The 23,272-nt window shown below is 42.0% G+C and carries 20 protein-coding genes; 10 read left to right on the top strand and 10 right to left on the bottom strand.

The window, feature by feature from the left end; translation table 11 throughout:
• Positions 1-348, top strand: a 348-nt coding sequence (locus V7L29_RS18120; protein WP_334736356.1) for a DUF3105 domain-containing protein, incomplete at its 5' end; no start/stop codon positions are given.
• Positions 349-589: 241 nt separating this feature from the next.
• On the opposite strand, the gene V7L29_RS18115 is transcribed toward V7L29_RS18120, so the two are convergent.
• A complete protein-coding gene (locus tag V7L29_RS18115) occupies positions 590-784 on the bottom strand; it encodes a hypothetical protein (protein ID WP_334736355.1) in 195 nt (64 codons plus the stop codon).
• Positions 785-986: 202 nt separating this feature from the next.
• On the opposite strand from V7L29_RS18115, the gene gorA reads away from it, so the two are divergent.
• On the top strand, positions 987-2,333 hold the full coding sequence (gene gorA / locus V7L29_RS18110; protein WP_334736354.1) for a glutathione-disulfide reductase: 1,347 nt from the start codon (positions 987-989) through the stop codon (positions 2,331-2,333).
• A gap of 210 nt (positions 2,334-2,543) precedes the next feature.
• Here gorA and V7L29_RS18105 read toward each other — a convergent pair whose 3' ends face one another.
• Positions 2,544-4,913 (bottom strand): CHASE2 domain-containing serine/threonine-protein kinase, encoded by a 2,370-nt coding sequence (locus tag V7L29_RS18105; RefSeq protein ID WP_334736353.1) that lies wholly within the window; start codon positions 4,911-4,913, stop codon positions 2,544-2,546.
• 736 nt (positions 4,914-5,649) lie between these two features.
• On the opposite strand from V7L29_RS18105, the gene V7L29_RS18100 reads away from it, so the two are divergent.
• From V7L29_RS18100 to V7L29_RS18090, 3 genes are all read left to right on the top strand, one after another.
• On the top strand, positions 5,650-6,171 hold the full coding sequence (locus V7L29_RS18100; RefSeq protein WP_273766051.1) for a LabA-like NYN domain-containing protein: 522 nt from the start codon (positions 5,650-5,652) through the stop codon (positions 6,169-6,171).
• A gap of 95 nt (positions 6,172-6,266) precedes the next feature.
• Positions 6,267-7,871, top strand: coding sequence for a 2-isopropylmalate synthase (locus V7L29_RS18095; RefSeq protein WP_334736352.1), 1,605 nt, complete (start codon positions 6,267-6,269; stop codon positions 7,869-7,871).
• Positions 7,872-8,190: 319 nt separating this feature from the next.
• A complete protein-coding gene (locus tag V7L29_RS18090) occupies positions 8,191-8,871 on the top strand; it encodes a SnoaL-like polyketide cyclase (RefSeq protein WP_334693825.1) in 681 nt (226 codons plus the stop codon).
• Between the two features lie 428 nt (positions 8,872-9,299).
• Here the strand turns inward: V7L29_RS18090 and V7L29_RS18085 are convergent, their stop codons facing one another.
• Positions 9,300-9,737: a GNAT family N-acetyltransferase gene (locus V7L29_RS18085; RefSeq protein ID WP_334693826.1), complete on the bottom strand. Its 438-nt coding sequence runs from the start codon at positions 9,735-9,737 to the stop codon at positions 9,300-9,302.
• A 163-nt stretch (positions 9,738-9,900) separates the two neighbouring features.
• Between V7L29_RS18085 and V7L29_RS18080 the strand changes: the two genes are divergently transcribed.
• Both V7L29_RS18080 and V7L29_RS18075 read left to right on the top strand, forming a co-directional pair.
• Positions 9,901-11,346, top strand: a complete 1,446-nt coding sequence (locus V7L29_RS18080; protein ID WP_334736351.1) for a RecQ family ATP-dependent DNA helicase — start codon at positions 9,901-9,903, stop codon at positions 11,344-11,346.
• Positions 11,347-12,037: 691 nt separating this feature from the next.
• Positions 12,038-13,927 carry a S9 family peptidase gene (locus tag V7L29_RS18075; RefSeq protein ID WP_334736350.1) on the top strand — a complete coding sequence of 630 codons (1,890 nt, stop codon included), beginning with the start codon at positions 12,038-12,040 and terminating at the stop codon, positions 13,925-13,927.
• A gap of 63 nt (positions 13,928-13,990) precedes the next feature.
• Here the strand turns inward: V7L29_RS18075 and V7L29_RS18070 are convergent, their stop codons facing one another.
• The 7 genes from V7L29_RS18070 to pheS all read right to left on the bottom strand — a co-directional run bounded on the left by V7L29_RS18070 (position 13,991) and on the right by pheS (position 19,152).
• On the bottom strand, positions 13,991-14,335 hold the full coding sequence (locus V7L29_RS18070) for a DUF5615 family PIN-like protein (protein ID WP_334693829.1): 345 nt from the start codon (positions 14,333-14,335) through the stop codon (positions 13,991-13,993).
• Complete coding sequence (locus tag V7L29_RS18065; RefSeq protein WP_334693830.1) at positions 14,332-14,625, bottom strand: DUF433 domain-containing protein; 294 nt, start codon at positions 14,623-14,625, stop codon at positions 14,332-14,334. The genes V7L29_RS18070 and V7L29_RS18065 overlap by 4 nt, the downstream gene beginning before the upstream one ends.
• A gap of 466 nt (positions 14,626-15,091) precedes the next feature.
• Positions 15,092-16,645, bottom strand: a complete 1,554-nt coding sequence (locus V7L29_RS18060; protein WP_334736349.1) for an RNA-directed DNA polymerase — start codon at positions 16,643-16,645, stop codon at positions 15,092-15,094.
• 174 nt (positions 16,646-16,819) lie between these two features.
• Positions 16,820-17,434: a Uma2 family endonuclease gene (locus V7L29_RS18055; RefSeq protein WP_334736348.1), complete on the bottom strand. Its 615-nt coding sequence runs from the start codon at positions 17,432-17,434 to the stop codon at positions 16,820-16,822.
• A 36-nt stretch (positions 17,435-17,470) separates the two neighbouring features.
• Positions 17,471-17,797 carry a BrnA antitoxin family protein gene (locus V7L29_RS18050; protein WP_334693835.1) on the bottom strand — a complete coding sequence of 109 codons (327 nt, stop codon included), beginning with the start codon at positions 17,795-17,797 and terminating at the stop codon, positions 17,471-17,473.
• On the bottom strand, positions 17,760-18,035 hold the full coding sequence (locus tag V7L29_RS18045) for a BrnT family toxin (RefSeq protein ID WP_334736347.1): 276 nt from the start codon (positions 18,033-18,035) through the stop codon (positions 17,760-17,762). The genes V7L29_RS18050 and V7L29_RS18045 overlap by 38 nt, the downstream gene beginning before the upstream one ends.
• A 124-nt stretch (positions 18,036-18,159) precedes the next feature.
• On the bottom strand, positions 18,160-19,152 hold the full coding sequence (gene pheS / locus V7L29_RS18040; protein WP_334693837.1) for a phenylalanine--tRNA ligase subunit alpha: 993 nt from the start codon (positions 19,150-19,152) through the stop codon (positions 18,160-18,162).
• A 448-nt stretch (positions 19,153-19,600) separates the two neighbouring features.
• Between pheS and surE the strand changes: the two genes are divergently transcribed.
• From surE to V7L29_RS18025, 3 genes are all read left to right on the top strand, one after another.
• On the top strand, positions 19,601-20,398 hold the full coding sequence (gene surE / locus V7L29_RS18035; RefSeq protein ID WP_334736357.1) for a 5'/3'-nucleotidase SurE: 798 nt from the start codon (positions 19,601-19,603) through the stop codon (positions 20,396-20,398).
• Positions 20,399-20,685: 287 nt separating this feature from the next.
• Positions 20,686-21,582: an MBL fold metallo-hydrolase gene (locus V7L29_RS18030; RefSeq protein ID WP_334693838.1), complete on the top strand. Its 897-nt coding sequence runs from the start codon at positions 20,686-20,688 to the stop codon at positions 21,580-21,582.
• 524 nt (positions 21,583-22,106) lie between these two features.
• Positions 22,107-23,201: a bifunctional riboflavin kinase/FAD synthetase gene (locus V7L29_RS18025; protein WP_334736346.1), complete on the top strand. Its 1,095-nt coding sequence runs from the start codon at positions 22,107-22,109 to the stop codon at positions 23,199-23,201.
• Positions 23,202-23,272 lie beyond the last annotated feature (71 nt).

Genomic DNA, 23,272 nt, shown 5'->3' with positions numbered 1-23,272 from the left:
TCCGGACCGCACTACCCCTACCCAGCAGCGTGGGGTATATACAAAGAACCGCCCGCCGATGAATTTTTAGTACATAATTTGGAACACGGTGGGGTAATTATTAGCTACAATCCTAAGCAAATTAAAGATCAAGAGTTGACCCAATTACGGCAGCAGGCGCGATCTTTGAGCTACTTTAACGGACGTATTATCCTGACACCACGACAGAACCTCGATACAGCAATTGCACTCACCGCTTGGAATTACTTGCAGAAGCTTGACCGTTACAACTCTACAGCAGTAAAGGTCTTTTATGATACCCATATTGTTCGAGGCCCTGAGTGCCAGGAAGGGCTATGTCCCGGCTAAGGCTATAGGGTTGAGTTCAGGGAATTTATCTATTGAGGCAGGCACGAGAAGCTAGAACACCGATTCACTAATCCCAAAAACCTTTTTTATAAGTTTGGGAAGACCGAAATTTCGTGACTCAATCCTCAATGAACTCAGTATTGGAGCCATTAGCCTCCGTTATAGGCGATGTGGCTCTTTTTACTTTGAGCAATCAGTCTACAGAAAGCCTGCCAATTGTCAACTAAGCCTATTAATAGTTTTAAGCACTTGGGAATGAGATAGGATACAGAGAAAATGCAAATTTTCCTTGATTAACCATAATCATCCGCAAATAAGGCATCTCCAGTTTTTCTACAGGATGGCTGCTGCTTAAAAGTGCGATCGCATACCCGCCCAAACTAAGCGATCGCAAACATCTACCTCTTGTAGAATAGACAAAATGCTTCTTTGGCAAGATAATGTAATATAACTTAGCGATAATTGGGCGATCGCTGTTCCTTTTGGGTCTAATTGCTAGGAAGGCGGCAATCTGCTACATATCAGGGTGGTTTCATCCCAATTTGTCCACCCAAAGACAGTAGATGAAGCTTTGTCTGAATAACTATAAGGGATGAAATAGCTCTGCTTTCCAAACAGTAAAAAAGGAACAGATTTTTATGACATTTGATTACGACCTGTTTGTCATTGGTGCTGGGCCTGGGGGATTGGCAGCAGCTAAAAAAGCAGCTAGCTACGGTGTCCGTGTAGCAGTTGCTGAACAAGAAGCCATCGGTGGAACTTGTGTAAATCGCGGTTGCGTTCCCAAAAAACTGATTGTTTACGCCGCTGACTTCGCTCTGCAAAATCAAATAGCGCACAGTTATGGGTGGAGTGACTGTCAAACATACTTTGACTGGACATTATTTATTAAGTCAGTACACCAGCATATTGACAAGATTAACCAGTCCTATTTTCAGCAATTGCACAAAGCTGGAATTGAACTAATTTCTGAACATGCCACTTTCATCGATACCCATACTATCAATATCAATGGACGCAAAATTACAGCAGACAAAATTTTAATTGCTGTGGGAGGGCAACCCCTCAAGCCCCAAATCCCAGGTATAGAATACGCCATCACATCTCGCGAGATGTTTCAGCTACCTTATCTGCCGAAACGTTTAGCAGTCATTGGCGGCGGCTACATTGGCATCGAATTTTCCAGCATGATGCACGCTTTCGGCTGCGAGGTGACGGTAATTGAAAAAGACGAGATGATTTTATCGGGGTTTGATAATGACATTCGCTCTGCGGTACAACAGGGTTTGAGTAAACGTGGAATTAAGTTGTTCACCAATAGCACCGTTCAAGAAATCAAATTCTCAGAAGAAGGTTTGTTGTTAACTATTGCTGCTGAGAACCGAGAAATAATTACAGCAGATACCATCTTAGTTGCCACAGGTTACGCTCCAAATACCAAGAATCTTGGTTTGGAAAATGCCCATGTTGAACTTGGCGAAGATGGTGCAATTAAAGTAGATGAATACAGCCGCACCAGCCAAGAAAACATTTTTGCTGTAGGTGACTGCACCAGCCGCCTGCAATTGTCTCCAGTGGCTAAGGCAGAAGGTATTGCCTTTGCCGATACAGTTTTTGGGAACAAGCCGCAAAAACTGAATTATGATTATGTGCCCACTGCTGTTTTTTGCCGTCCAGAAGCGGCTAGTGTGGGAATGACAGAAGCGAAAGCACGGGAAAAATTTGGTGAATCTGTACAATGCGACTCCACCGAGTTCCAACCACTGTTGTATCAGCTAATTGAACAGAATGAGCCAACCACTATGAAGTTAGTGTTAAATGGTGATTCTGGGCAAGTTTTGGGTGCTCATATGGTGGGTGAACACGCAGCAGATATCATTCAAAGTCTTGGCGTGGCAATTCGCAAGGGCATTACCAAAGAAGATTTGGATGAAACAATAGTCATTCATCCGACGACAGGAGAAGAATTCTTGTCCTTAAATTAAAATCACGTGCAGGGTTGAGTAAAAAAGGCACGAACAGAGAAGGGGGCGCGGTGCATGGGGGAAAATTCTTCTTCTCTGCTCCCCGCCCTTATGCCTAATTATTCTTGGGGAACTCCAAAAATTAAATTATCCAAATCCTTGTATCCAATATAACTATCCGATTCTGCTTCCCCTGCTCAAGAACAGCTTCCACAGCAATTGGATATTTTTTTATTTGTCAGTCTCTTGTCCTTGTGAACAAGATTTTGTGGGAGTGCCTAAATCGTCTAAAGTATTCATTAATGAGTCATCCTGTGGCATAGGGTATCTGCTTTGGGAATTTACAACATCATTAAAAGCTTCAAGAGCTTCAAGATCCTTAAGAGCCTCTGATGCAGACTGATATCGCTGTTTAAAGTCCTCCAGCACCATTTTACTGAGAATATTAGCTAAAGAGTGGCTCACTTGCGCCTGGAGTTTACCGCCGTAGGCATCGCTCCATTTTATCTCTCCATCAGCATCTCGACAAAGCTCACGAGGTGCTATACCAGTCAAGGCTTTAATCCCAACCATACCGACTGCATAGATATCACTACTGTAGTGGGGACGCCCAAAACATTGCTCGCTTGGTGCGTAACCCTGAGTACCAATGCCAATGGTCAAGGGGATTTGCTCTTGATGATCAAGCTGTTTTGTGCTGACTTCTTTGACGGCTCCAAAGTCAATTAATACCAGTTTTCCGTCTGAGTGTCGCCGGATGATATTGCTGGGTTTAATATCCCGGTGAATCACGTTGTTTTTATGGACAAATGTTAATGTTTGCAATAAGTCCCTGACAATTTTGATAACTGCAATTTCATCAATTGCTCTGCCTGCTGGGAGTTCCTGATTTAAAGGATGACCAATTATCTGTTCTTGGACTAAATAAAATTCTTCATCTTCTTCAAAATACGCCAAAAGTCGAGGGATTTGATTGTGTGTTCCCAATTTTTCTAGTGTTTGCGCCTCTGAGTTAAAAAAACGTCTGGCAAGTTGCAATCCTTGTGGTTTAGTGTTGGCTGGTTTTAATTGTTTGACAACACATCGCGGGTTACCAGGACGTTGAGTATCTTCGGCAATGTAGGTTTCGCTGAATCCACCGGAACCGAGAACTTTGACAATTTTGTAGCGTTGAGCCAGGACTTTTCCTGATAAAGCTAAATCTCGTTGCTGGATTAAGTCTTGTAAGTCATCTTGTTGGCTGATAATCTCTTGCACAACGGCGGAAGTTTTATACTTCTGAAAAATGTCTAGTAATTGGCGTTTTCGGATGCTTTCTCTCACCAATGAGGTTCCCAGGTAGCAAAGTCCGGTCATCGCGATCGCAATCATTGGTACAGCAGTAGGAAAAATTAACTGATCATAGACAAATAACCCATAGCTAATTCCTACCCAAGTACCAGACAAGGCGAGGCTATATAGAAATCTATTGATACTACGCTTGCGTCTGCTAATCATCAAGGCTGTGCTGCCAACTAGAATTAGCACAAACAAACCCTGCAACGGTGGACTGTTAATTCCTGGGGCGAGCGCTTTACCTGACATCAAAGTTGCGATTGCATTGGCGTGAATTTCCACGCCCGACATGGGTTTACTGCTGTTGCTAGCAGCGACTGGATAATAATCATTGTTTAACTTATCTGTTGCACCAATCAGCACTATCTTGTCTTTGAAGACCTTTCCCTGTTGCAAATAGGTGTTCCAGTTTTCCGGGTCGAGTACATGCCAAAAGGGTATTTGCTCAAATGTACCCGCAGACCCCCAAAAATAAATGCGATCGCTTTTTGGTTGAGGATAATTTACTTGTGCTGCTGTGAGCGCTGCTTCATCAAAAGAGGGTAGCTTCTCTATCAAATTATCTTCAGCTAACAACTTAGAAAACTCACTCGCTAATCGATGAACTTTTCCATCCACCTCCACGGGGTAATTAACTGAGCCAATGGACACTGAGCCTGTATGAAACATCTGTTGTGGGTCTATCAGTTGCATAAAAGACCCTTGGTGCGTCTGGGAATTTTCGTAGACGGCTGCTAAGGTAACTTTACTGCCATATTTTTGCAATGCTGCCTGGAGTTGGCGATCGTCAGTAACTCCATAACTACTTGGCGTGTCAAAAACGACATCTACCCCCACCGAGCGGACACCGGCTTTAATTAATTTTGTAATTACCTGAGCATATGCAGCACGTTTATAAGGAAAAGATTTCAGTGTTTCTAGATAGGCATACTGTTTGGGATTTGTTTTATAGTACTGTTCGGGAACTGATATTGACTGATCGTCTATTGCTAAAATTACGATGTCTTCGGGAGGCACAATCGGCCCACGCAGTTGAAAAAAATAAGATTGTGTCTGATTTTCGATCAATTGAACCAATTCCCAACCGGAAGCACTCAGCAGTGCTGCCCCCATTACCCAAGCGCCAGCGAGTAGATGACCTAAGCGAACCATCCACCTGGACTGACGAGCCGATGCTGTCAAAGTTACTTTTGTCGGTTTACTTGACAGTCTATTGGCAGCAGAGACATAGTTTTTAGTTAAGGTAGATGTAGGTTCTTCTGCCATGTCGTGTTACTGATTGATTTAAGTCGAACACTTTTATTTAGACCACGTTTTAATGCAAGCACATTTAAATAAGACTTAAATGATAATTTTATACATTTGTAAAGTATTTTCTATTCATCAACAAACTTTTATTAACAGAGCTAGCCCCCAAGAGATTCCTACTCAAGCACTATCTAAGTTCTTCTTTTTCTGTTGAGTGAGTTACAACTAGTGATTGTCTCACAGATCAGAGCTGGATATACTTTGCCTGTGCATTTGGTTATAGCGAGGTTTTTCCCTCACCTAACCAACAGGTACGCTCATAATTGGGTGCTTTACCAGAAGCTGTCCTAAGTCCGTCTCCTGTCTCTGGCGCAATATTGGTACTCCCCACAAAGCGTGTCCTGATACTGAAAGCTTTACCTATAGATAGGGATTAACTTATATCCTACCGTCAGCCTATGCTATACCTCTTTAGGAGTAAACTTTAGTGTTATACAGCTATAAATGCTGTTACTGGTTCAATTTTATTGGTAGATTTTGATCACAGGGTGGCTCTTGCAGTGTCGGAGGTGAATAGGGTTTAGCACACAGTATCTCAACTCTAATGTTGCAGCCGTTTTTATGCCTTGAAAGAGGTAGGATAAAACTTATAGATGAAGAGCTACTTTATAGATATTAGCAAACTTGCTATTTGAAAATTGCTATAATCTATTGTTCCATCTAAATTCATTTATATTATTAGGTGTAAATTTGTATGGGTTCTCCAATGAATCGTCTGTCTATTTTTGTAGACGGAAACAATATGTTCTATGCTCAACAAAAAAATGGCTGGTTTTTTGACCCGCGGCGAGTCTTAGAATACTTAAAACATGAGCAATCAGAAACAACCTTAATTAATGCATTCTGGTACACTGGTTTAAAAGACCCACAAGATCAGCGAGGTTTTAGAGATGCTCTAATTAGTCTGGGATATACAGTCCGAACTAAAATTCTTAAAGAATACTATGATGATACTTCTGGTCGTTACTCGCAAAAAGCGAATTTAGATATTGAAATTGTTGTAGATATGTTTAATACAGTAGACCAGTATGACCGAGTAGTATTATTCAGTGGCGATGGAGATTTTGAAAGAGCAATCGAACTATTACGCTCAAAAAATACACATATTACGGTAGTATCAACAGAAGGAATGATAGCTAGAGAGCTACGGAATGCAACCGATAGATATATAGATTTAAATGATATCAGAGATCAAATAGAAAAAACCGAAGGTTAGTAGCCTTAGTAATTATTTACAAAGGAAAGAGTAAAAGAAAAACTAAGGTTTAAGATATATTGAGCCACAAGTAACAATTAAACAACAAACCCCAAATGACAAACAAAACAGATCGAATTATCATTTTTGATACGACATTGCGAGATGGAGAGCAGTGTCCGGGAGCGACTTTGAATATAGACGAAAAGCTAGTTATTGCCAAGCAATTAGCGCGTCTGGGTGTAGATGTAATTGAGGCAGGCTTTGCCTTTGCCAGTCCCGGAGATTTTGAAGCAGTCAGCAAAATTGCCAAAATTGTGGGCACAGAAAATGGCCCGGTAATTTGCAGTTTGGCAAGAGCGATTAAAGCGGATATTGAAGCAGCCGCCGAAGCATTAAAACCAGCAGTTAACGCCAGAATTCATACATTTATTTCGACTTCTGATATTCATTTAGAGTATCAGTTGCGAAAGTCACGGGCAGAAGTGCTAGCGATCGCCGAGGAAATGGTAGCATACGCCAAGTCCTTCATGACAGATGTAGAATTTTCGCCGATGGATGCAGCCCGTTCTGATCCAGAATTTCTTTACCAAGTGTTAGAGCGAGCGATCGCCGCTGGTGCAACAACAGTTAACATTCCCGATACTGTGGGTTACACAACCCCTAGCGAATTTGGAGCCATAATTAAGGGGATTATCGAAAATGTCCCCAACATCGATCAAGCGATTATTTCCGTTCACGGTCATAATGATTTAGGTTTGGCAGTTGCTAACTTCTTAGAAGCCGTGAAAAATGGCGCACGGCAACTAGAATGTACAATCAATGGCATTGGTGAACGCGCTGGAAATGCATCACTAGAAGAATTGGTAATGGCGCTGCATGTGCGGCGACAATATTTTAATCCCTATCTGGGAAGAGCAGAAGATTCTCAAGAATCCCTGACAAATATCGACACCCGACAAATTTACAAAACCTCACGCTTAGTTTCCAATTTGACGGGAATGCTAGTACAACCAAATAAAGCGATCGTCGGAGCAAATGCCTTTGCCCATGAGTCTGGAATTCACCAAGATGGTGTGCTAAAAAACAAACTCACCTATGAAATTATGGATGCCCAATTGATTGGCTTGACAGACAATCAAATAGTTTTGGGCAAACATTCAGGTAGAAATGCTTTCCGCACTCGGTTGAAAGAATTGGGCTTTGAAGTGTCGGATACGGAATTAAATAAAGCATTCGTCAGATTCAAAGAGGTAGCAGATAAAAAGAAAGAAATTTCTGATTGGGATTTAGAAGCGATTGTTAACGATGAAATCCAACAAGCACCTGATTTGTTCCGGGTAGAGTTGGTGCAAGTTTCCTGTGGTAGCAATGCCAAACCCACCGCTACAGTCACCCTCCGCACCCCAGAAGGTGAAGAATTAACCGATGCTGCGATCGGGACTGGGCCAGTGGATGCAGTTTACAAAGCCATCAACCGGGTGGTGAATGTGCCCAACGAGTTGATTGAATTTTCTGTGCAGTCAGTAACAGCTGGTATTGATGCCATTGGAGAAGTGACGATTCGTTTACGTTATGAATCTAGAGTGTTTTCTGGTCATGCAGCGAACACAGATATCATCGTGGCATCTGCTCAAGCTTATGTAAATGCCCTGAACAGGCTGTACTCTGCATTGCAAACTCAAGAAAAGCAACAGAAAGTATCTGCACAGAAAGTGTAAAAGCATCTCTGTTATGATTCCCAGCTGGATGCAATACTGGATTAGATATCTTGCATAAGTTGAGATTTGTTAAACAGAACCACAGATAAACACAGATAAATATAGGTGTTTATCTGTGGTTTCTTTTGCTCTTATTCGCTTTTTTGCAAGAATGTAGGGAGGTTGCAATGCAACATCTCTAGACATCGAAAATACCACAAATAACTTTAACTGAACTATATTGCATTATAAATATTTTTTACTTTTTCAGATTTTTAGATTTACTTTATATCCATAAAACTTTATCATCAAAAATGATGTTTATAGTCAGTCAGCTTGTATGAGTAGCGAAAAAACTCCAGAATTGCCGCTCTGGGTGCAAGATAGAGATATAGTCATTGCTCATGATGAAGAAGTACAGTGGCGAGAAGGAAAACGCCCAGATTATTCTTACACCAATGAATTTCTTCATCAAGAAAGCAAATTTCAGCATCCAGAAGATTCTTTAGAAGCGATCGCTCAAAATTTAGTCCGCACTTTTGAGATGGAAGCTTCTAATAAATCTAATCCTCAACAGTGGCTTTCGATTGTTACTGATAAGTTTAAGATGAGTAGCAATGGAGGAGAAAAATACACTGCTGAAGATGTTGCAGTTCAAGGTACTTATAACTTATTTTTAGGTGAAAGTGAGCAGTATAGCTCAAAATCAGAAACCTTTGAATCTTCAGTTCAAGTTTTTCATAATACTTTTCGTAATGGCTTTCTTTGGGAATTAACAGAAGTGCTTTCGGGCCCGCCTAATGTTACTTTTAAGTGGCGACATTGGGGAACATTTAATGGTTCCTATAAAGACTATGCACCTACAGGAGAAACAGTAGAAGTAGTGGGAGTTAGTATTGCTCGCATAACTGAAGATTTGAAGATTGAGTCTTTAGAGCATTATTTTGATAGGAGTGACTTTCTTCAGAAATTAACGGCAGGTGGTTGTCCCTTCCATTCCCAAAATCAGAACAGTCACTAATGTTTTTCTCGTAGTCAAATAGTTTGCTCAATCAGCGCTTTTAGTAAATAACCAGGAGCGCTATAGCGTTTCTCAGTTGAGTCCAAAAGACCTAACAAGAACAGCCCCTTCCCTATTAGCGTTGGGCAGGGTGGTTTCATACGAAAAAAGAAAAATACATAAGTCTTGATTTCTCGTTTTGTAGCATGGCTTTTTCCCTCTCTCCAAACCTCTCCCCCACGGGGGGAGAGGCTTTGAAGCCCAGTTTTAGTTTTTCTCTGCTTGTATGAAACCACCTTGCTTCCCTACTAGCGTTGGGGAGTAAGAGCAAAGCCTCTCTCCTTTTAAGAGAGAGGTTTGGAGAGAAGTCAAAGTGCATTGCATACAAGCGAGAAGCGCTATATCGAGTGAAACTACTTTACATAAACTTTGCTCAATTTAGACATTGCTTATGCTTGATTAGCATTGGCATTTAAACGCATCATGATTTTTTCTGGCTCTGTCAAATTTTTAAAACCATAACGCCGATAAAGTCCATGAGCATCTTTTGTGCCTAACATCCACCTTTGAACGTCTTGTAATTCTGGATATTCCAAAATATATTCTACAAACCATTTTCCTAAACCCTGTCCTCGATAAGGCTCTAGAATAAAAACATCTTTTAACAACGCAGAAGTTGCATAATCAGTGATGACTCTAGCAAAGCCAACTTGTTGATTACCTTCATAAAGTCCAAAACATAAAGAATTGTTTATTGCCTTTTCCACAGTAGCTAATGGGATGTTTTCAGCCCAATAGGAAGTTTGTAAAAAATCATGAATTATTTGAATATCTAGTTTAAATTTATCTGTATTGATGTAAAATTTATGTTTTAATTCTTCGTTCATCTGCCTGAATCTTCTATTTAATATGTTGATCCATAATAATTAATTCTAATTCATTCTTGCAGTCAGTGGGTTGCAACCTAAAATGATGAAATTACTGAACCATTAGCTAGATAACAGAGGCTATATTCAGTGTTCAAGGATATGGGTGCATCTATCATTGATTATGGATCAGTCTACAACCAAATCTTGGCAAGAAGTCCGTGCTGCTTTTCAACAAATCTGGGGTTATGAAGATTTTCGTCCACCACAGGGAGAAATTGTTAGCAGTTTATTGGCACAAAAAGATGCACTGATTATTATGCCCACAGGTGGCGGTAAGTCGATTTGTTTTCAACTTCCTGCACTGCTACAAACAGGATTAACCTTGGTAGTTTCGCCCTTGGTGGCGTTGATGGAAAATCAAGTACAGGAACTACGAGAAAGCCACCAAAAAGCAGCACTTTTGCATAGTGAATTGTCTTCATCTCAACGCCGTGCAACTCTGCAAGCTTTAGAATGTCAACAATTAAGATTACTTTATTTATCGCCAGAAACTTTGTTAAGTGCGCCAGTCTGGGAAAGATTATGTCAGCCGCAATTGCAAATTAATGGTTTGATTTTAGATGAAGCTCATTGTTTAGTGCAGTGGGGAGAGACATTTCGCCCAGCTTATCGCAGATTAGGGGCGGTACGTCCTGCACTACTAAAATCAAAACCACCGGGAACAAAAATTAGCATTGCTGCTTTTACCGCTACTGCTGACCCTTTAGCCCAAAAGATTATTCAAACAGTTTTACAATTAGAGCAACCAGAGATTTTCCGCTTGAATCCCTACCGTTCTAACTTGCATCCCAGCGTCCGCATTGCTTGGACACCACGAGGTAGGAAACAACAATTATTAAAGTTTATTCAAAATAGACCGCAACAATCGGGATTAGTTTATGTTCGCACTAGGAGAGATAGCGAGGATTTAGCCCAATGGTTAGCAGACATGGGTTATGCCACAGCTAGTTATCATGCGGGATTGGGTGCAACAGAACGCCGTGCAGTAGAAGCAAGTTGGTTAGGTGGCAAAATACCCTTTGTAGTCTGCACCTGTGCGTTTGGTATGGGGATAAATAAACCTGATGTTCGTTGGGTAATTCATTTTCACGCGCCACATTTGCTGTCTGAATATGTGCAAGAAATTGGCCGGGCTGGAAGGGATGGGAAACCGGCCCAAGCGTTAACATTGGTGAGTGAACCTACAGGGTGGTTAGATTCAGAAGATAAGCAAAGACAGCAGTTTTTTGAAGAACAAATGCGATCGCAACAGCAAATAGCGCAGCAACTTGTGAAAAAATTACCAAAACAGGGAGAAGTAAATGCAGTAAAGAGACAATTTCCCGAAGGTGCGATCGCCTTAGCTTTACTCCATAGCAACGGTCAGTTAAACTGGCTTGATCCTTTCCATTACACCATTGGGCAAAAAGCGGGAACTCAGCCACCAACGCAATTACACGCCGCTAAACAAATGCATCAATATCTGACTACAAAGCAGTGTCGTTGGCAGTTTTTGTTAAATGCCTTTGGTTTTGACAAAGAAGGTGCTAACTGGCGTTGCGGACATTGCGACAATTGCCGTCAATAGGTCACGCCAAGGATTAGTCCCCAATCCGCTTGGGTTAACGATTGTTTGTAGTTGGCGCTGTCTTCGCTAAAGCGCCAACTACGAACCTATTAAATCAAACTTGACAAATTAGTAGAACACTTCAGAGTGTAGGAAATAGAATATTCCATACAATAACTCCGTTCACAAGTATAAAAGACTCGTCCGCGAGTATAAAACAGGACTTACGCAAAAATAACCTAATTTCGTCATTACGAGCCATAGCGTACTCCTAGGTCGAAGCAAGCTACGCGGAGCGTCTCGTAGAGAAGTAATCCCCCCTGACGCTCTTATTGCTTCCCTACACTCCGTTTCGGTCGCAATGACAATATCGGCGTTGCGTAAGTCCTATAAAAGACTCGTTTACCTATATCAAAGACTCGTCGGCGAGTATAAAAGACTCATTTACAAGTATTACTCCCTTCTCGCTGGTTCGCTGTCGTGCGTTCCCGCTAGAATACCTAAATTTTTTTTACGACCCGCCATCGCGTAGCGTCTCGCAGAGAAGGACGCAAAGGAAAAGATAGGTAATCTTATTGCGGGAAGTCCCTAAGATAAAGCTTTCTTCTTTCCCCTGCTCCCCTATCTATTCTCCAGTTAGGTTCATCCAATAGGATGAATTGTCATTTTCACCACTAAGTAACAATAAAGAGGTCAAGTAGAGGATAAAAATATGTCATCTGCTCAAGCACCCTCCCTAGCACCGTTGATTCCGCGCGAAATTCTGTTTGGGAATCCTGAAAAAACCAGCCCACAACTCTCGCCTGATGGCAAGTACTTGGCATATATTGCCCCTGATGAGAAAAATGTCTTACAGGTTTGGTTGCGAACTGTAGGACAAGAAGACGACCAGATACTAACTGCTGACAAAAAGCGCGGTATCCGCATTTTCTTCTGGACTTATAACGCCGACCAGTTGATTTATATGCAGGACTCGGATGGTGATGAAAACTTTCACCTCCACTTGGTTAATATTCACTCCAAAATTGTGCGTGACTTAACGCCATTCCAGGGTGTGAAAGCTGAACTCGTGGAACTGGAACCGAAATTTCCAGATCAAATGCTGGTAGCGTTGAACTTGAACAATCCCCAAAAGTTTGACGTTTACCGCATCAACCTAATAAATGGTGCTGTAGAGTTCGACACTGACAACCCCGGTAACATTATCAGTTGGACATCTGATGCCGATTTCCAAGTCCGTGCAGCGACAGCTAGCACACCCGATGGTGGCTTTGACCTTTTATTGCAGAAAACGCTAGATAAACAGTGGGAAATTCTCCGCCACTGGGGGCCAGAAGAGGAAGGGAATTCTGTTAGCTTCTCTGCTGATGGCAAAACTCTTTATATTCAAGGGAATCACGATGCTAACGCCAAACGTCTGCTATCTGTTGACCTAGACACTCGTCAAGAAAGCGTCATTGCTGAAGACCAGCAGTATGATGTTGTGGGGATAATCATTCAGCCGCTGACGCGAGTTATCCAAGCAGTTTCTTTCTACAAAGATAAACAGCAATGGCAGGTAATTGATCGCAGTATCGCCGCTGATTTTGAGGAAATCGCCAAGGTGCGTCCTGGAGAATTCTCTATAATTAGCCGCGACTTGGAAGATAAAACTTGGGTTTTAGCTTATAAAACTGACAATGGCCCAGTTTATTACTATGCCTACAACCGAGAGTCCAAAACTAGCACTTTCCTTTTTAGCAACCAACCCAAACTCGAAGCGTTGCAGTTAGCTTCAATGCAACCGATTTCCTACGAAGCGCGGGATGGCTTGACTATCCACAGTTACCTGACAACTCCTGTGGGAATACCTACCCAGAATCTACCAACAGTACTGCTGGTTCACGGCGGCCCTTGGGCGCGGGATATTTGGGGTTTCTCTCCCACAGCGCAATGGCTAGCTAACCGGGGTTATGCTGTTCTGCAAGTGAACTTTCGCGGTTCCACGGGCTACGGTAAAGCATTTTTGAATGCTGGTAATCGGGAATGGGGTGGTACAATGCACAACGACTTGATTGACAGTGTGAACTGGCTGGTAGAACAAGGCATTTCTGATCCGCAAAAGATTGCGATTATGGGCGGTTCTTATGGAGGTTACGCCACCCTAGTGGGGTTAACTTTTACACCCGAAATCTTTGCTGCTGGCGTGGATATTGTCGGGCCAAGTAGCTTGATTACGCTGATAGAAACTATACCGCCCTATTGGGAACCGATTAAAGCAATACTTTATCATCGTGTTGGCAACTTGGAGACAGAAGAGGAGTTTCTCAAATCGCGATCGCCTTTATTTTTTGCTGACCGAATTCAAAAACCTTTACTCATCGGTCAAGGTGCAAACGATCCACGGGTGAAACAATCAGAAAGCGATCAAATTGTCAACGCAATGCAACAAGCTGGTTTACCAGTGCAATATGTACTTTACAGTGATGAAGGACATGGTTTTGTCAGACCAGAAAATCGCTTGCACTTTTTTGCGATCGCCGAGGAGTTTCTCGCCAAATACATAGGTGGTAGGTTTGAACCTTTGGCAGATATCCCCGGTCATTCAGGAATAGTTAAATAAAGTCTCACGCATGGTGGTTAGTGTCATTCACCGACCACCTTAATATTTTTAATTTGAAACGATTTATGCATAAAACAACTGATTTCTAATTTCATCAGCAGTTAGTGTGCTGACCAGAATCCCAATCCGTTGTGCGATTTCATAAGCGTTTTTCTGAGGCACAACGATAATTCCAAAATGTTCTTTATTCTCATCTATATACTGGAGATGCAACCGTTCAAAATCGACACGGTTATGTGTCAGGATACATCTGCTCATAAAAGTTGCAAATTCAAGTTGCTCACGGTCAGTTTTACCGAGGGTTGCTTGTTCAGGAACGGTTGTGATATCCAGACCGCGCGAACGTAACAGTGTAGCAACCAAAGCTGACATATCCTCATCGCTGTAAAGCGCAGCAAAAACTGTCACGATTTGCCTAACATAGCTTTTACAGATGGATGTATTAATTCATCGGGTACTTGGTTTTGCTTGATGTATTCATTAATCTCTGCTTGATAATCGAGATAAAAACTCAAGGCATCGAACACTTGTGCCAGCGTCAGATGTGGCAAATGGTTCAGGATTTCTTCTGGCATAATCCCCAACCGCCACAAACCGACAATGGCACGAACAGATGTCCGAGTACCTATAATAATTGGCTCTCCACTCAAAATTTCCGGGTTACGGGTAACGTAGCGTGAGGAGGTTTCAGCGAACATAGAATAAATCACTCAGCAGAACTGGCGTTGCCTCTAGTTTATCAATAGTTTTGGTCAGCAGTAGGCTGGTTTAGCAGAGTAGAAAATCGCTTAATTGAAGGATGCGATCGCCGAGGAGTTTCTCGCCAAATACATAGGTGGTAGATTTGAACCTTTGGCAGATATCCCCGGTCATTCAGGAATAGTTAAATAAATGTGAGTTGGACGAACCTCTCCCTGTCTTAAACTAAAGTTTAAGTCTGTCCCTCTCCGATTCGGAGAGGGACGGTTTTGCTTACTAAAACCTCTTAGTGGTCTTTTGATACAGCAAAAACCGTCACGATGTGCAAACATAGAACGAATCACTCAGCAGAACTGGCGTTGACTTTAGTTTACCAATAGTTTTGGTCAGCAGGAGGCTGGTGCGAGCGCAGAATAATTTCTCGCCAAACACTAGTGTTAACAAGTTAAATTAAATAGCCAAAGTTCAGAATCTACCAGAGGGGCCACTAGTAGAGCTTGGCGGAATAACTAAGGGAGTCTTACTTCCATAAAAAGTAACGCCATTATCCTTTAGCAGAGAAAACCAAGGATCTTTTGATACGTAATCGACTCCTTTAGATAAATGCCCTTGTAGATTAGCTTCATAACAAAGGAGCCATTGCTGACCATAAAGTTCATCTTCATTTAAAAATTGTTCCCATGTACTTGTATCTAAACTTTCTTTAATCTGTCCTTGCTTACGTGCATTTAAAGCTAAAATTGCTACTATAGAATCTTCCATTTTAGAAATAGACTCTGTAGCTAGCTTGTTAATTGATAAGTCAAAAACCATTGCAGACCAAATAGCCCAAGCTACTTCACTACTATGTCCAAGTATTGCATTTCTGTAGATTTGAAAGTTAATAACTTCTTCAAGCAAAGAGAAGTTAATATTATATTTGTTTACCTTCTTTTCTTGAATTATTGAAAGAGAATCACGCAAAGTACTAGGCTCAATAGTAATTGACTGTAAGAGAAGACTTTCAAGAAGAGACCAATTATTGATGTCAAGATTGCTAATATTACTAATTCGTGCAACTGCATATTTGAGTATTGGTTCCCCAGGAAATTCATTTCTAAGTTGAAATGCTTTATCAAAATAACGAATAATATCTTGCATTTGTGCAAGCCCATTTTCGCTAAATTTATAGTCAGATAGTTCTAAAACCCATATTGAATCCAAAGAGCATGGTAATTCAATAATTTTGGTTTTCTCAGAGTTAATAGTTAATTCAAACTCTGAAAGTACCTGTTGAATTTGGCTTAAAGCTGATTCAGCATCTGAAATATTTTGAAAGACAAACTCATAATCATCACTATAACGGAAGCCTTTAAATGGATAGGTACAAGTGTTTTTTAATCGCTTTTCTAGTTCTATATCTGTTGTACAAAGTATCAGTTTGGCAATAACTAATGAAGTATCTGGGCCAATAGGGATACCTAGCGTTTGACCATCTTGACTATTTCTCAAAATTCTATCAAGATTATTTCCTAGAATAGTCATGTCATTTCTCTGTAGTTTAGCCAATGATTTTCCATGTATTGCCCAGGGAATGCTATGAGTGTAAATAGATTGATAAAATCGAGAAATGTCTGTATGTAATATATATCGTCCGGCTATCCTATTTTTAGCTCTTTCAACAGGAATTAAGTAGAAATCGAGAATAGGTGAAATAGAACGTTCACGTTGTGGATGAGGGGTATGAGTAGGCTTACTTTTTGAAAAATTAGAACGTTTTGTTATTTGATTAACTGTAGACCAATGAGTATCTAATAAATCAGAAATTTCTAAGAAAAATACTGGATTTGGAACACCTAAGTTTCTTCTTAATGAGTTGTATCTAACATGGTTATGACTATAAATTTTTGCAGTTCTCTTCGGGTAACGTGGAAATGTTATTTTACTAGAAGTAGCAAAGTCAGCGAGGGAAATTGTATTAAAAGGAGGAGGTAGTTCTTTTGGGAAATATCCTCTAGCTATTAAATCTCTCCTATTCATCTTTAGTATCTTATGATTACAGGATTTACTATAAGATATGTTGCTCTGAAATTGAGACGAAAGCAATTGTAATTGCAGTTAATGAATGGGGTAACTGTACTCAAGCAAGGTTTTTGTACAATAAAGTAGCTTCTTTATCTGCAACTAAGTAAGAAAACTGTGTGATCGCACCTCTCAAATCACTTCGTCTGTCTGCCTTTTAACCGCATTATTTTCTCCAGCGTTGAGTACTTGCTCTGCCGTTAGCTGAAATTCTGGGAAAATGGTAGAAGCGATCGCAGTATTCCCTGTAAATCTGGTTTCTTCATAAAACCCATCAACTAATGTTAGTACAGTAACTCTGTTTATTTGTGGATCAACAATCCAATATTCAGCAATTCCCCTAGCAGCATACTCGGAACGTTTGTAGCGGTAGTCCCGATCTTCATTAGCTTTGCCAGGAGAAACGACTTCAATAACTAATGCCGGAGGTGGCATATCCAAGGTGATTGTAGATCGCGTTGCACCTTCTAAGGCTGTTGTAAGTTCATCCGTCAGCACAACTAAGTCAGGAATGCGAGTTGTTGCACGAGAACCAGCAACAACAATTTCAGCTTTGTTACTCAACCGATTGAACGGGACGAACTTGAGGAAATTTACCAGTAAAAACAGAGATATCTGGACATTTTTTGGACTTTTGGGTGGCATTGCAACTAACTCACCTGCCATCAGTTCATACTGGCTATCGGTGCGATCGTTATACTTCAAATATTCCTCAAGCGTTAGACGTTTGCCAGTGATCGCAGTCATATGGCGTAAAGGAGAGTTGTGTAGTGATAGTTTACTTCAATCTGATAAAGTCTCGTTGACTTCTAAAACTGATAAATCTACTGTTTTTGCTAGGATATATTCTGCCAATGCCTGATTAATTAGCACTTGATATCCTTGTTCACCTGCCTTTGACTTGAAGTATTCCACGATGAAAGCATCTAGGAGGATATCGACACGTTGTTGACCCCGTTCAATAGGTTTTCCGCCAACCCGCAGCACTGCTTGCTTCATCTGTTCTTCAGTCACTTCTGGAATGTCAGAAAAATCAATGTCCTCATCTTGCATTGCATCAATTCTCTCCCAGTCAGTTTGAGAGGCTTTGAAAGAAAATGATTTGCTCACGTTTAGTTCCCTCCCTCATCGAAATCACACGAATTTCATCCCCAACTTCTGTATGGGCAATCACCACCACTCGCCCGTGCAATAGTCCCAGTGTAATAAAGCGCTGTTCTCCATAAGCATAGCGCTCATCTTCAAACGTGAATATTGCACCTTCAAAAACCTGAGAAGCATCTACGAAATCAAACCCGTGTTTGCCTAAATTTGATTGCCGCTTATTTTCATCCCAAGTGAACTGCATCAGCTTACACCGTGCTAAATTTTGAACTTTGAATTATTCAATCCAAAATCCCAAATTTAAAATCTAAAATTCGGTCATCTCATCGCTGAGTCTAGTTTGCCTGATTATTTAAAGTGATCGCTTCCTAAAATTGCTGCAAAAACCGCAAATCGCTAGCATACAAGCGACGAATATCATCGATTTGATGTAACACCATTGCAAAGCGTTCTACACCAAAACCGGCAGCAAACCCAGTATAAATTTCTGGGTCATAACCCACAGACTTAAGTACATTCGGATCGACCATACCGCAGCCCATCACCTCTAGCCAGCGCCCATTCCACTGCAAATCCACCTCCGCCGAGGGTTCGGTAAACGGGAAATAACTGGCGCGGAAGCGAATTGGTAACTCGCCAAATATTGCTTGTAAAAATACCTTAATTGTGCCTTTGAGATCTGTAAAAGTGAGTCCCTCGTCAATGGCTAAAAGTTCTATTTGATGAAAAACAGCTGAGTGAGTCGCGTCTACATTATCTCGCCGATAAACTCGCCCTGGAGCAACAACCCGAATCGGTGGTTCCTCTCTTTCCATGTAACGAATTTGCACCGATGAGGTATGAGTCCGCAGAAGATTACCATCTGGGAGGTAGAAGGTATCCTGCATATCACGGGCGGGGTGGTCAGGCGGGGTATTGAGAGCCTCGAAATTGTAGTAATCTGTTTCCATCTCTGGCCCTTGAGCCACGGTGTAGCCCATACCGACAAAGATATCCAGTGCCCGGTCGATAATACCATTGAGGGGATGAATGCGACCTTGGGGGCTGTAAATTCCCGGCATAGTTACATCCAGAGTTTCCGCCTCTAGCAAAGCTTGAATTTGTGCAGATTCCAGGGCGGCGCGTTGCTGGTCTAGACTAGTTTGCAAGGATTCTTTGACTGTATTGGCGATCGCTCCAATTTTCGGTCGTTCCTCTGCGCTCATTTGCCCCATACTTCGCAACAGTGCCCCCAGTTCCCCTTTCTTACCCAGATAGTTAACTCTGAGTTCCTCCAGACGTTCTAGGGTATCAGCAGCTGCGATCGCTTTTTCTCCTGACTGCCGCAGTGCTAAAAGTTGAGCTTCTAAATTGCTAGTCATTAGTTATTAGTCATTGGTCATTAGTCATTAGTCTATAGTCAAAAGCTGTGAACTGCTCGATAAATAAACTTACAGTTATGCCATTAACATCAGCCAAAGGTGAGCATCGAAACCAAATCTCTGGTTATCAGTTAGAGACGATTGGGCTAGTACAGCGGGCGCAGAAATCTAGCTAACATCTCTATTCAGGACTTACGCAAAAAGGCAGTGAAAGCCTTGATTTACCGTAGACGCAATTCATGAATTGCCCCTACATTTCGTACTTGATGCGTAAGTCCTAAATTAACAAGGCTTGGGGCTGAAGCCCCTTGTTAAAGGTAGGTAAACTGACGCCACAGGGTACTAGTGAGTATGTATGTTTTTTTTGCTGCCTGTGACCTCAGACATTGACAAATGGCTAATAACAAATAACTAATAACTAATGACCAATGACTAATGACTAATGACTATGAAATTACTAATTAGCAACGATGACGGCATTTCTGCCTTGGGTATTCGTACCCTAGCCAACTACTTGGCAGAGGCAGGTCATGATGTTAGTGTAGTTTGCCCAGATCGAGAGCGATCGGCAACTGGACACGGATTAACTCTACACCAACCCATTCGCGCTGAAATTGTTGAAGAAATTTTTCATCCTGCTGTCAAAGCTTGGGCTTGCGATGGTACACCTTCAGATTGCGTCAAATTGGCGCTGTGGGCTTTGCTAGAGACTCCCCCCGATTTGGTTCTCTCTGGCATTAATCAAGGTGCGAATTTGGGAACTGAAATCTTGTATTCCGGCACTGTTTCTGCGGCGATGGAAGGTCTAATTGAAGGCATTCCCAGTGTAGCCCTAAGTCTTATTAGTCATACATCTAAAGACTTTCAACCTGCTGCTAAGTTTGCCAAAATTCTCGTAGACCAGTTAGCCCAAAAACCGTTGCCAGATTTAATGTTGCTCAACGTCAATATTCCTGCTGTTCAGTGGGAAGAAATTGCCGGAGTTACTCTTACCCGTCAAGGAGTGCGACGTTACATTGATGTGTTTAATAAACGAGTTGATCCTCGTGGAAAAACGTACTACTGGTTAACCGGAGAGGTAATTGAGGATGTGGAACCCCCAACTGGATTAAATCTGCCTCAAAATGTACCGACAGACGTACAGGTTGTACGTAAAAACTACATCAGTATTACCCCGTTACAATACAATCTTACCTACACAACTGGACTAGATAAATTGTCTGAGTGGGAATTCAAGTTTCTATAAATGAGTTGATTTATCCGGAAAAAACTGGGGTTATTCAAATGCATCACAGAAAAATGTAGGCTATAACGTAGGGGCACTCTTGAAATAACGGATACACATTCACCTCAAAAACTGGAAAATTCTACCTGACAGGATCTCATCCACATTTACACAATCAGCCAGAAACAGGGTATGCTGTTTTACCAAGAAATCCTCCCTCTACCAAAATCGGTGAGACAGCATAAACTTAGACAAAATAAGTAACAATTTTTCCATTTATCGCCCGCTCAGTCCAGCAAGCAACACCCATGTCTAGGATAGAGAACCAATTTACCGTACAATTTTGGGGCGTTCGCGGCAGCATCCCCAGTCCAGGGCCACACACCGTTCGTTACGGCGGTAATACCCCTTGCATATCAATGCAAGCGGGCGATAAACGCTTAATTTTCGATGCTGGTACGGGACTACATGTTTTGGGGCAATCTTTATTGCGCCAAATGCCATTAGAAGCTCATATATTTTTTACCCACTCTCACTGGGATCACATGCAGGGTTTTCCCTTCTTTACCCCAGGGTTTGTTAAGGGGAATGACTTTCATATTTACGGCGCGATCGCACCTGATGGTTCTACCATAGAACAGCGCCTTAATGATCAAATGTTGCACCCAAACTTTCCTGTACCCTTGCAGATTATGCAAGCCAATTTAAATTTCTACGACATTCGACCAGGGCAACCAATACACATTGATGACGTTACCGTAGAAACAGCGCCTTTAAACCATCCAGGTGAAGCAGTAGGCTACCGCGTAAACTGGCGTGGCGGTGCTGCTGTTTACATTACTGATACCGAACATTTTCCTGACCGACTCGATGACAATGTGCTTTGGCTAGCTCGTAATGCCGACATTATGATTTACGATTCCACCTACACTGACGAAGAATACTATTCCTCAAAATCCCCGAAAATTGGCTGGGGACATTCTACTTGGCAAGAAGCAGTGAAAGTGGCACAAGCTGCTAACGTCAAAACTCTGGTAATTTACCACCACGACCCCGCGCACGATGACGACTTTTTGGATCGTGTAGGGAAACAAGCAGCGGCGAAATTTCCTGGGGCGATCATGGCACGGGAAGGAATAATACTTCAGGTTTCCACTTCAGTTTCCTTATCAGAATCTTTTCCTGTTAGGAAGTTTTCTATCTAAAGATTGCGATCGGAGGAATTGGAGATTTTAGATTAGATTGGTGATCAGAAGCTTTCAGCGCGAGAGCGTACCTGTTGGCTGCACGGTGAGACAGCGCTGCCCAGAGTTGTCAGAGCGCCGACCACAGAATAAGGGCGACAACAGGAGGACACACTTTATAGATTCACCAACACAGCCCAGACATCCACATACGCCCTAAGATTGCCGCTGATCGGAGGGTAACCTCGTTGCAGTCTCAGCACGAAACTAGAGCCTTTTTAGCTCTGGTATTTGGGGTTATCTAGACTTAGCAATTAGCTTGACAGCTAATTGCACAAGAAACCATCTTGGGCGACTTCCCGTGGCTTAGGCTTTTGGCTGATAGTTAAAATGGGTAGCATCAACATCCTGGCTAATAGCACAAAACCTCATGGGCAGTTGGTGGAAGTTCAAGAACGTCTACAAAAGCTGTCCTCCTCAAGGAGGTTTACCATAAGGTAGCTTCCTGCTGATAGCTAAAATAAACCTAAAATCTCAGAATCCACGTGCTAAATTTGTCTAAAAATGGGTGTTCTGTGTGGGTTGCTCCTTCAAGCGAAGGGCTGCTAACGCCGACTGCTGTTGCCCTTGGCAAGTTTGATGGTGTTCATCTTGGTCATCAAAGGGTAATTCAACCAGTCTTGCACGCTGGTGGTCAGTTGTCAGTAGCTAGTAACCCGCAGTCAAACGAAAATCAACAACTAACAACAGACAACGGACAACTGACAAATAAAGAATATACTTACTCAACAGTTGTCACCTTTGACCCCCATCCACAGGAGTTTTTTACAGGGCAACCCCGGACTTTGTTAACGCCACTGGATGAAAAAGTCCAACAATTGCGATCGCTTGGGGTAGAACAACTAGTACTACTACCCTTTGACAAAGAATTATCTGCTTTGACCCCCGAAGAATTCGTCGAAAAAATTCTTGTGCAACAACTACGATGCCAGCGAATTAGCATCGGGCAGGATTTTTGTTTTGGCGAAAAGCGCAGTGGTACTGCTAAGGATTTGCAATTACTCGCCGCCAAGCATAATATTCCCGTTACCATTGTTCCCTTACAAACTTATACAGGTGACTCGCCCACCCAAAGCAATTGCGTCAGTACTACTCCAACTCAAGATGCTCGTATTAGCACTTCATTGATCCGTCAAACCCTTGAGCACGGCGACATCGAAAACGCAAATCTACTACTAGGACGCCCTTACACCCTCCTTGGTGATGTTGTTCAAGGTCAACAATTGGGCAGAACAATTGGCTTTCCCACCGCCAACCTCCAACTACCAAAAGAAAAGTTTTTGCCTCGTCAAGGAGTCTATGCTGTCCGCGTTTTCACTCTCAGTGAAACATCAGATGCTGCTCCAAGTGAGAGCTTAGGCGTAATGAATATCGGTAACCGCCCAACTGTAAATGGTATTTATTCATCTGCGGAAGTACATTTATTCGATTGGTCTGGTGATTTGTATGGTAAAAAACTGGCTGTGCAGCTAGTTAAATTTTTGCGCCCTGAACAAAAATTTCCTTCTCTAGAAGCCCTGAAAACACAAATTCAACTTGACTGCGTTGTTGCTAGAGAAGTTTTGAGTGCTGAATTTTGAGTACCCAGTGCTGAGTGCTCAGTGCTGAGTGGGAACAATAGATAGGGCATTGGGCATTGGGAAGAATTTAA

It is taken from the genome of Nostoc sp., assembly GCF_036916575.1.
Taxonomy (GTDB): Bacteria; Cyanobacteriota; Cyanobacteriia; order Cyanobacteriales; family Nostocaceae; genus Nostoc.
Note: the sequence above shows the minus strand (reverse complement) of the source record. Positions and strands in the feature narration are given on the sequence as shown.

Bases quoted from the DNA above. Each gene is read 5' to 3' on its own strand.
- gorA (WP_334736354.1), top strand. From the start codon at position 987: ATGACATTTGATTACGACCTGTTTGTCATTGGTGCTGGGCCTGGGGGA.
- V7L29_RS18105 (WP_334736353.1), bottom strand. From the start codon at position 4,913: ATGGCAGAAGAACCTACATCTACCTTAACTAAAAACTATGTCTCTGCT.
- V7L29_RS18100 (WP_273766051.1), top strand. From the start codon at position 5,650: ATGGGTTCTCCAATGAATCGTCTGTCTATTTTTGTAGACGGAAACAAT.
- V7L29_RS18095 (WP_334736352.1), top strand. From the start codon at position 6,267: ATGACAAACAAAACAGATCGAATTATCATTTTTGATACGACATTGCGA.
- V7L29_RS18090 (WP_334693825.1), top strand. From the start codon at position 8,191: ATGAGTAGCGAAAAAACTCCAGAATTGCCGCTCTGGGTGCAAGATAGA.
- V7L29_RS18085 (WP_334693826.1), bottom strand. From the start codon at position 9,737: ATGAACGAAGAATTAAAACATAAATTTTACATCAATACAGATAAATTT.
- V7L29_RS18080 (WP_334736351.1), top strand. From the start codon at position 9,901: ATGGATCAGTCTACAACCAAATCTTGGCAAGAAGTCCGTGCTGCTTTT.
- V7L29_RS18075 (WP_334736350.1), top strand. From the start codon at position 12,038: ATGTCATCTGCTCAAGCACCCTCCCTAGCACCGTTGATTCCGCGCGAA.
- V7L29_RS18065 (WP_334693830.1), bottom strand. From the start codon at position 14,625: ATGTTCGCTGAAACCTCCTCACGCTACGTTACCCGTAACCCGGAAATT.
- V7L29_RS18060 (WP_334736349.1), bottom strand. From the start codon at position 16,645: ATGAATAGGAGAGATTTAATAGCTAGAGGATATTTCCCAAAAGAACTA.
- V7L29_RS18055 (WP_334736348.1), bottom strand. From the start codon at position 17,434: ATGACTGCGATCACTGGCAAACGTCTAACGCTTGAGGAATATTTGAAG.
- V7L29_RS18045 (WP_334736347.1), bottom strand. From the start codon at position 18,035: ATGCAGTTCACTTGGGATGAAAATAAGCGGCAATCAAATTTAGGCAAA.
- pheS (WP_334693837.1), bottom strand. From the start codon at position 19,152: ATGACTAGCAATTTAGAAGCTCAACTTTTAGCACTGCGGCAGTCAGGA.
- surE (WP_334736357.1), top strand. From the start codon at position 19,601: ATGAAATTACTAATTAGCAACGATGACGGCATTTCTGCCTTGGGTATT.
- V7L29_RS18030 (WP_334693838.1), top strand. From the start codon at position 20,686: ATGTCTAGGATAGAGAACCAATTTACCGTACAATTTTGGGGCGTTCGC.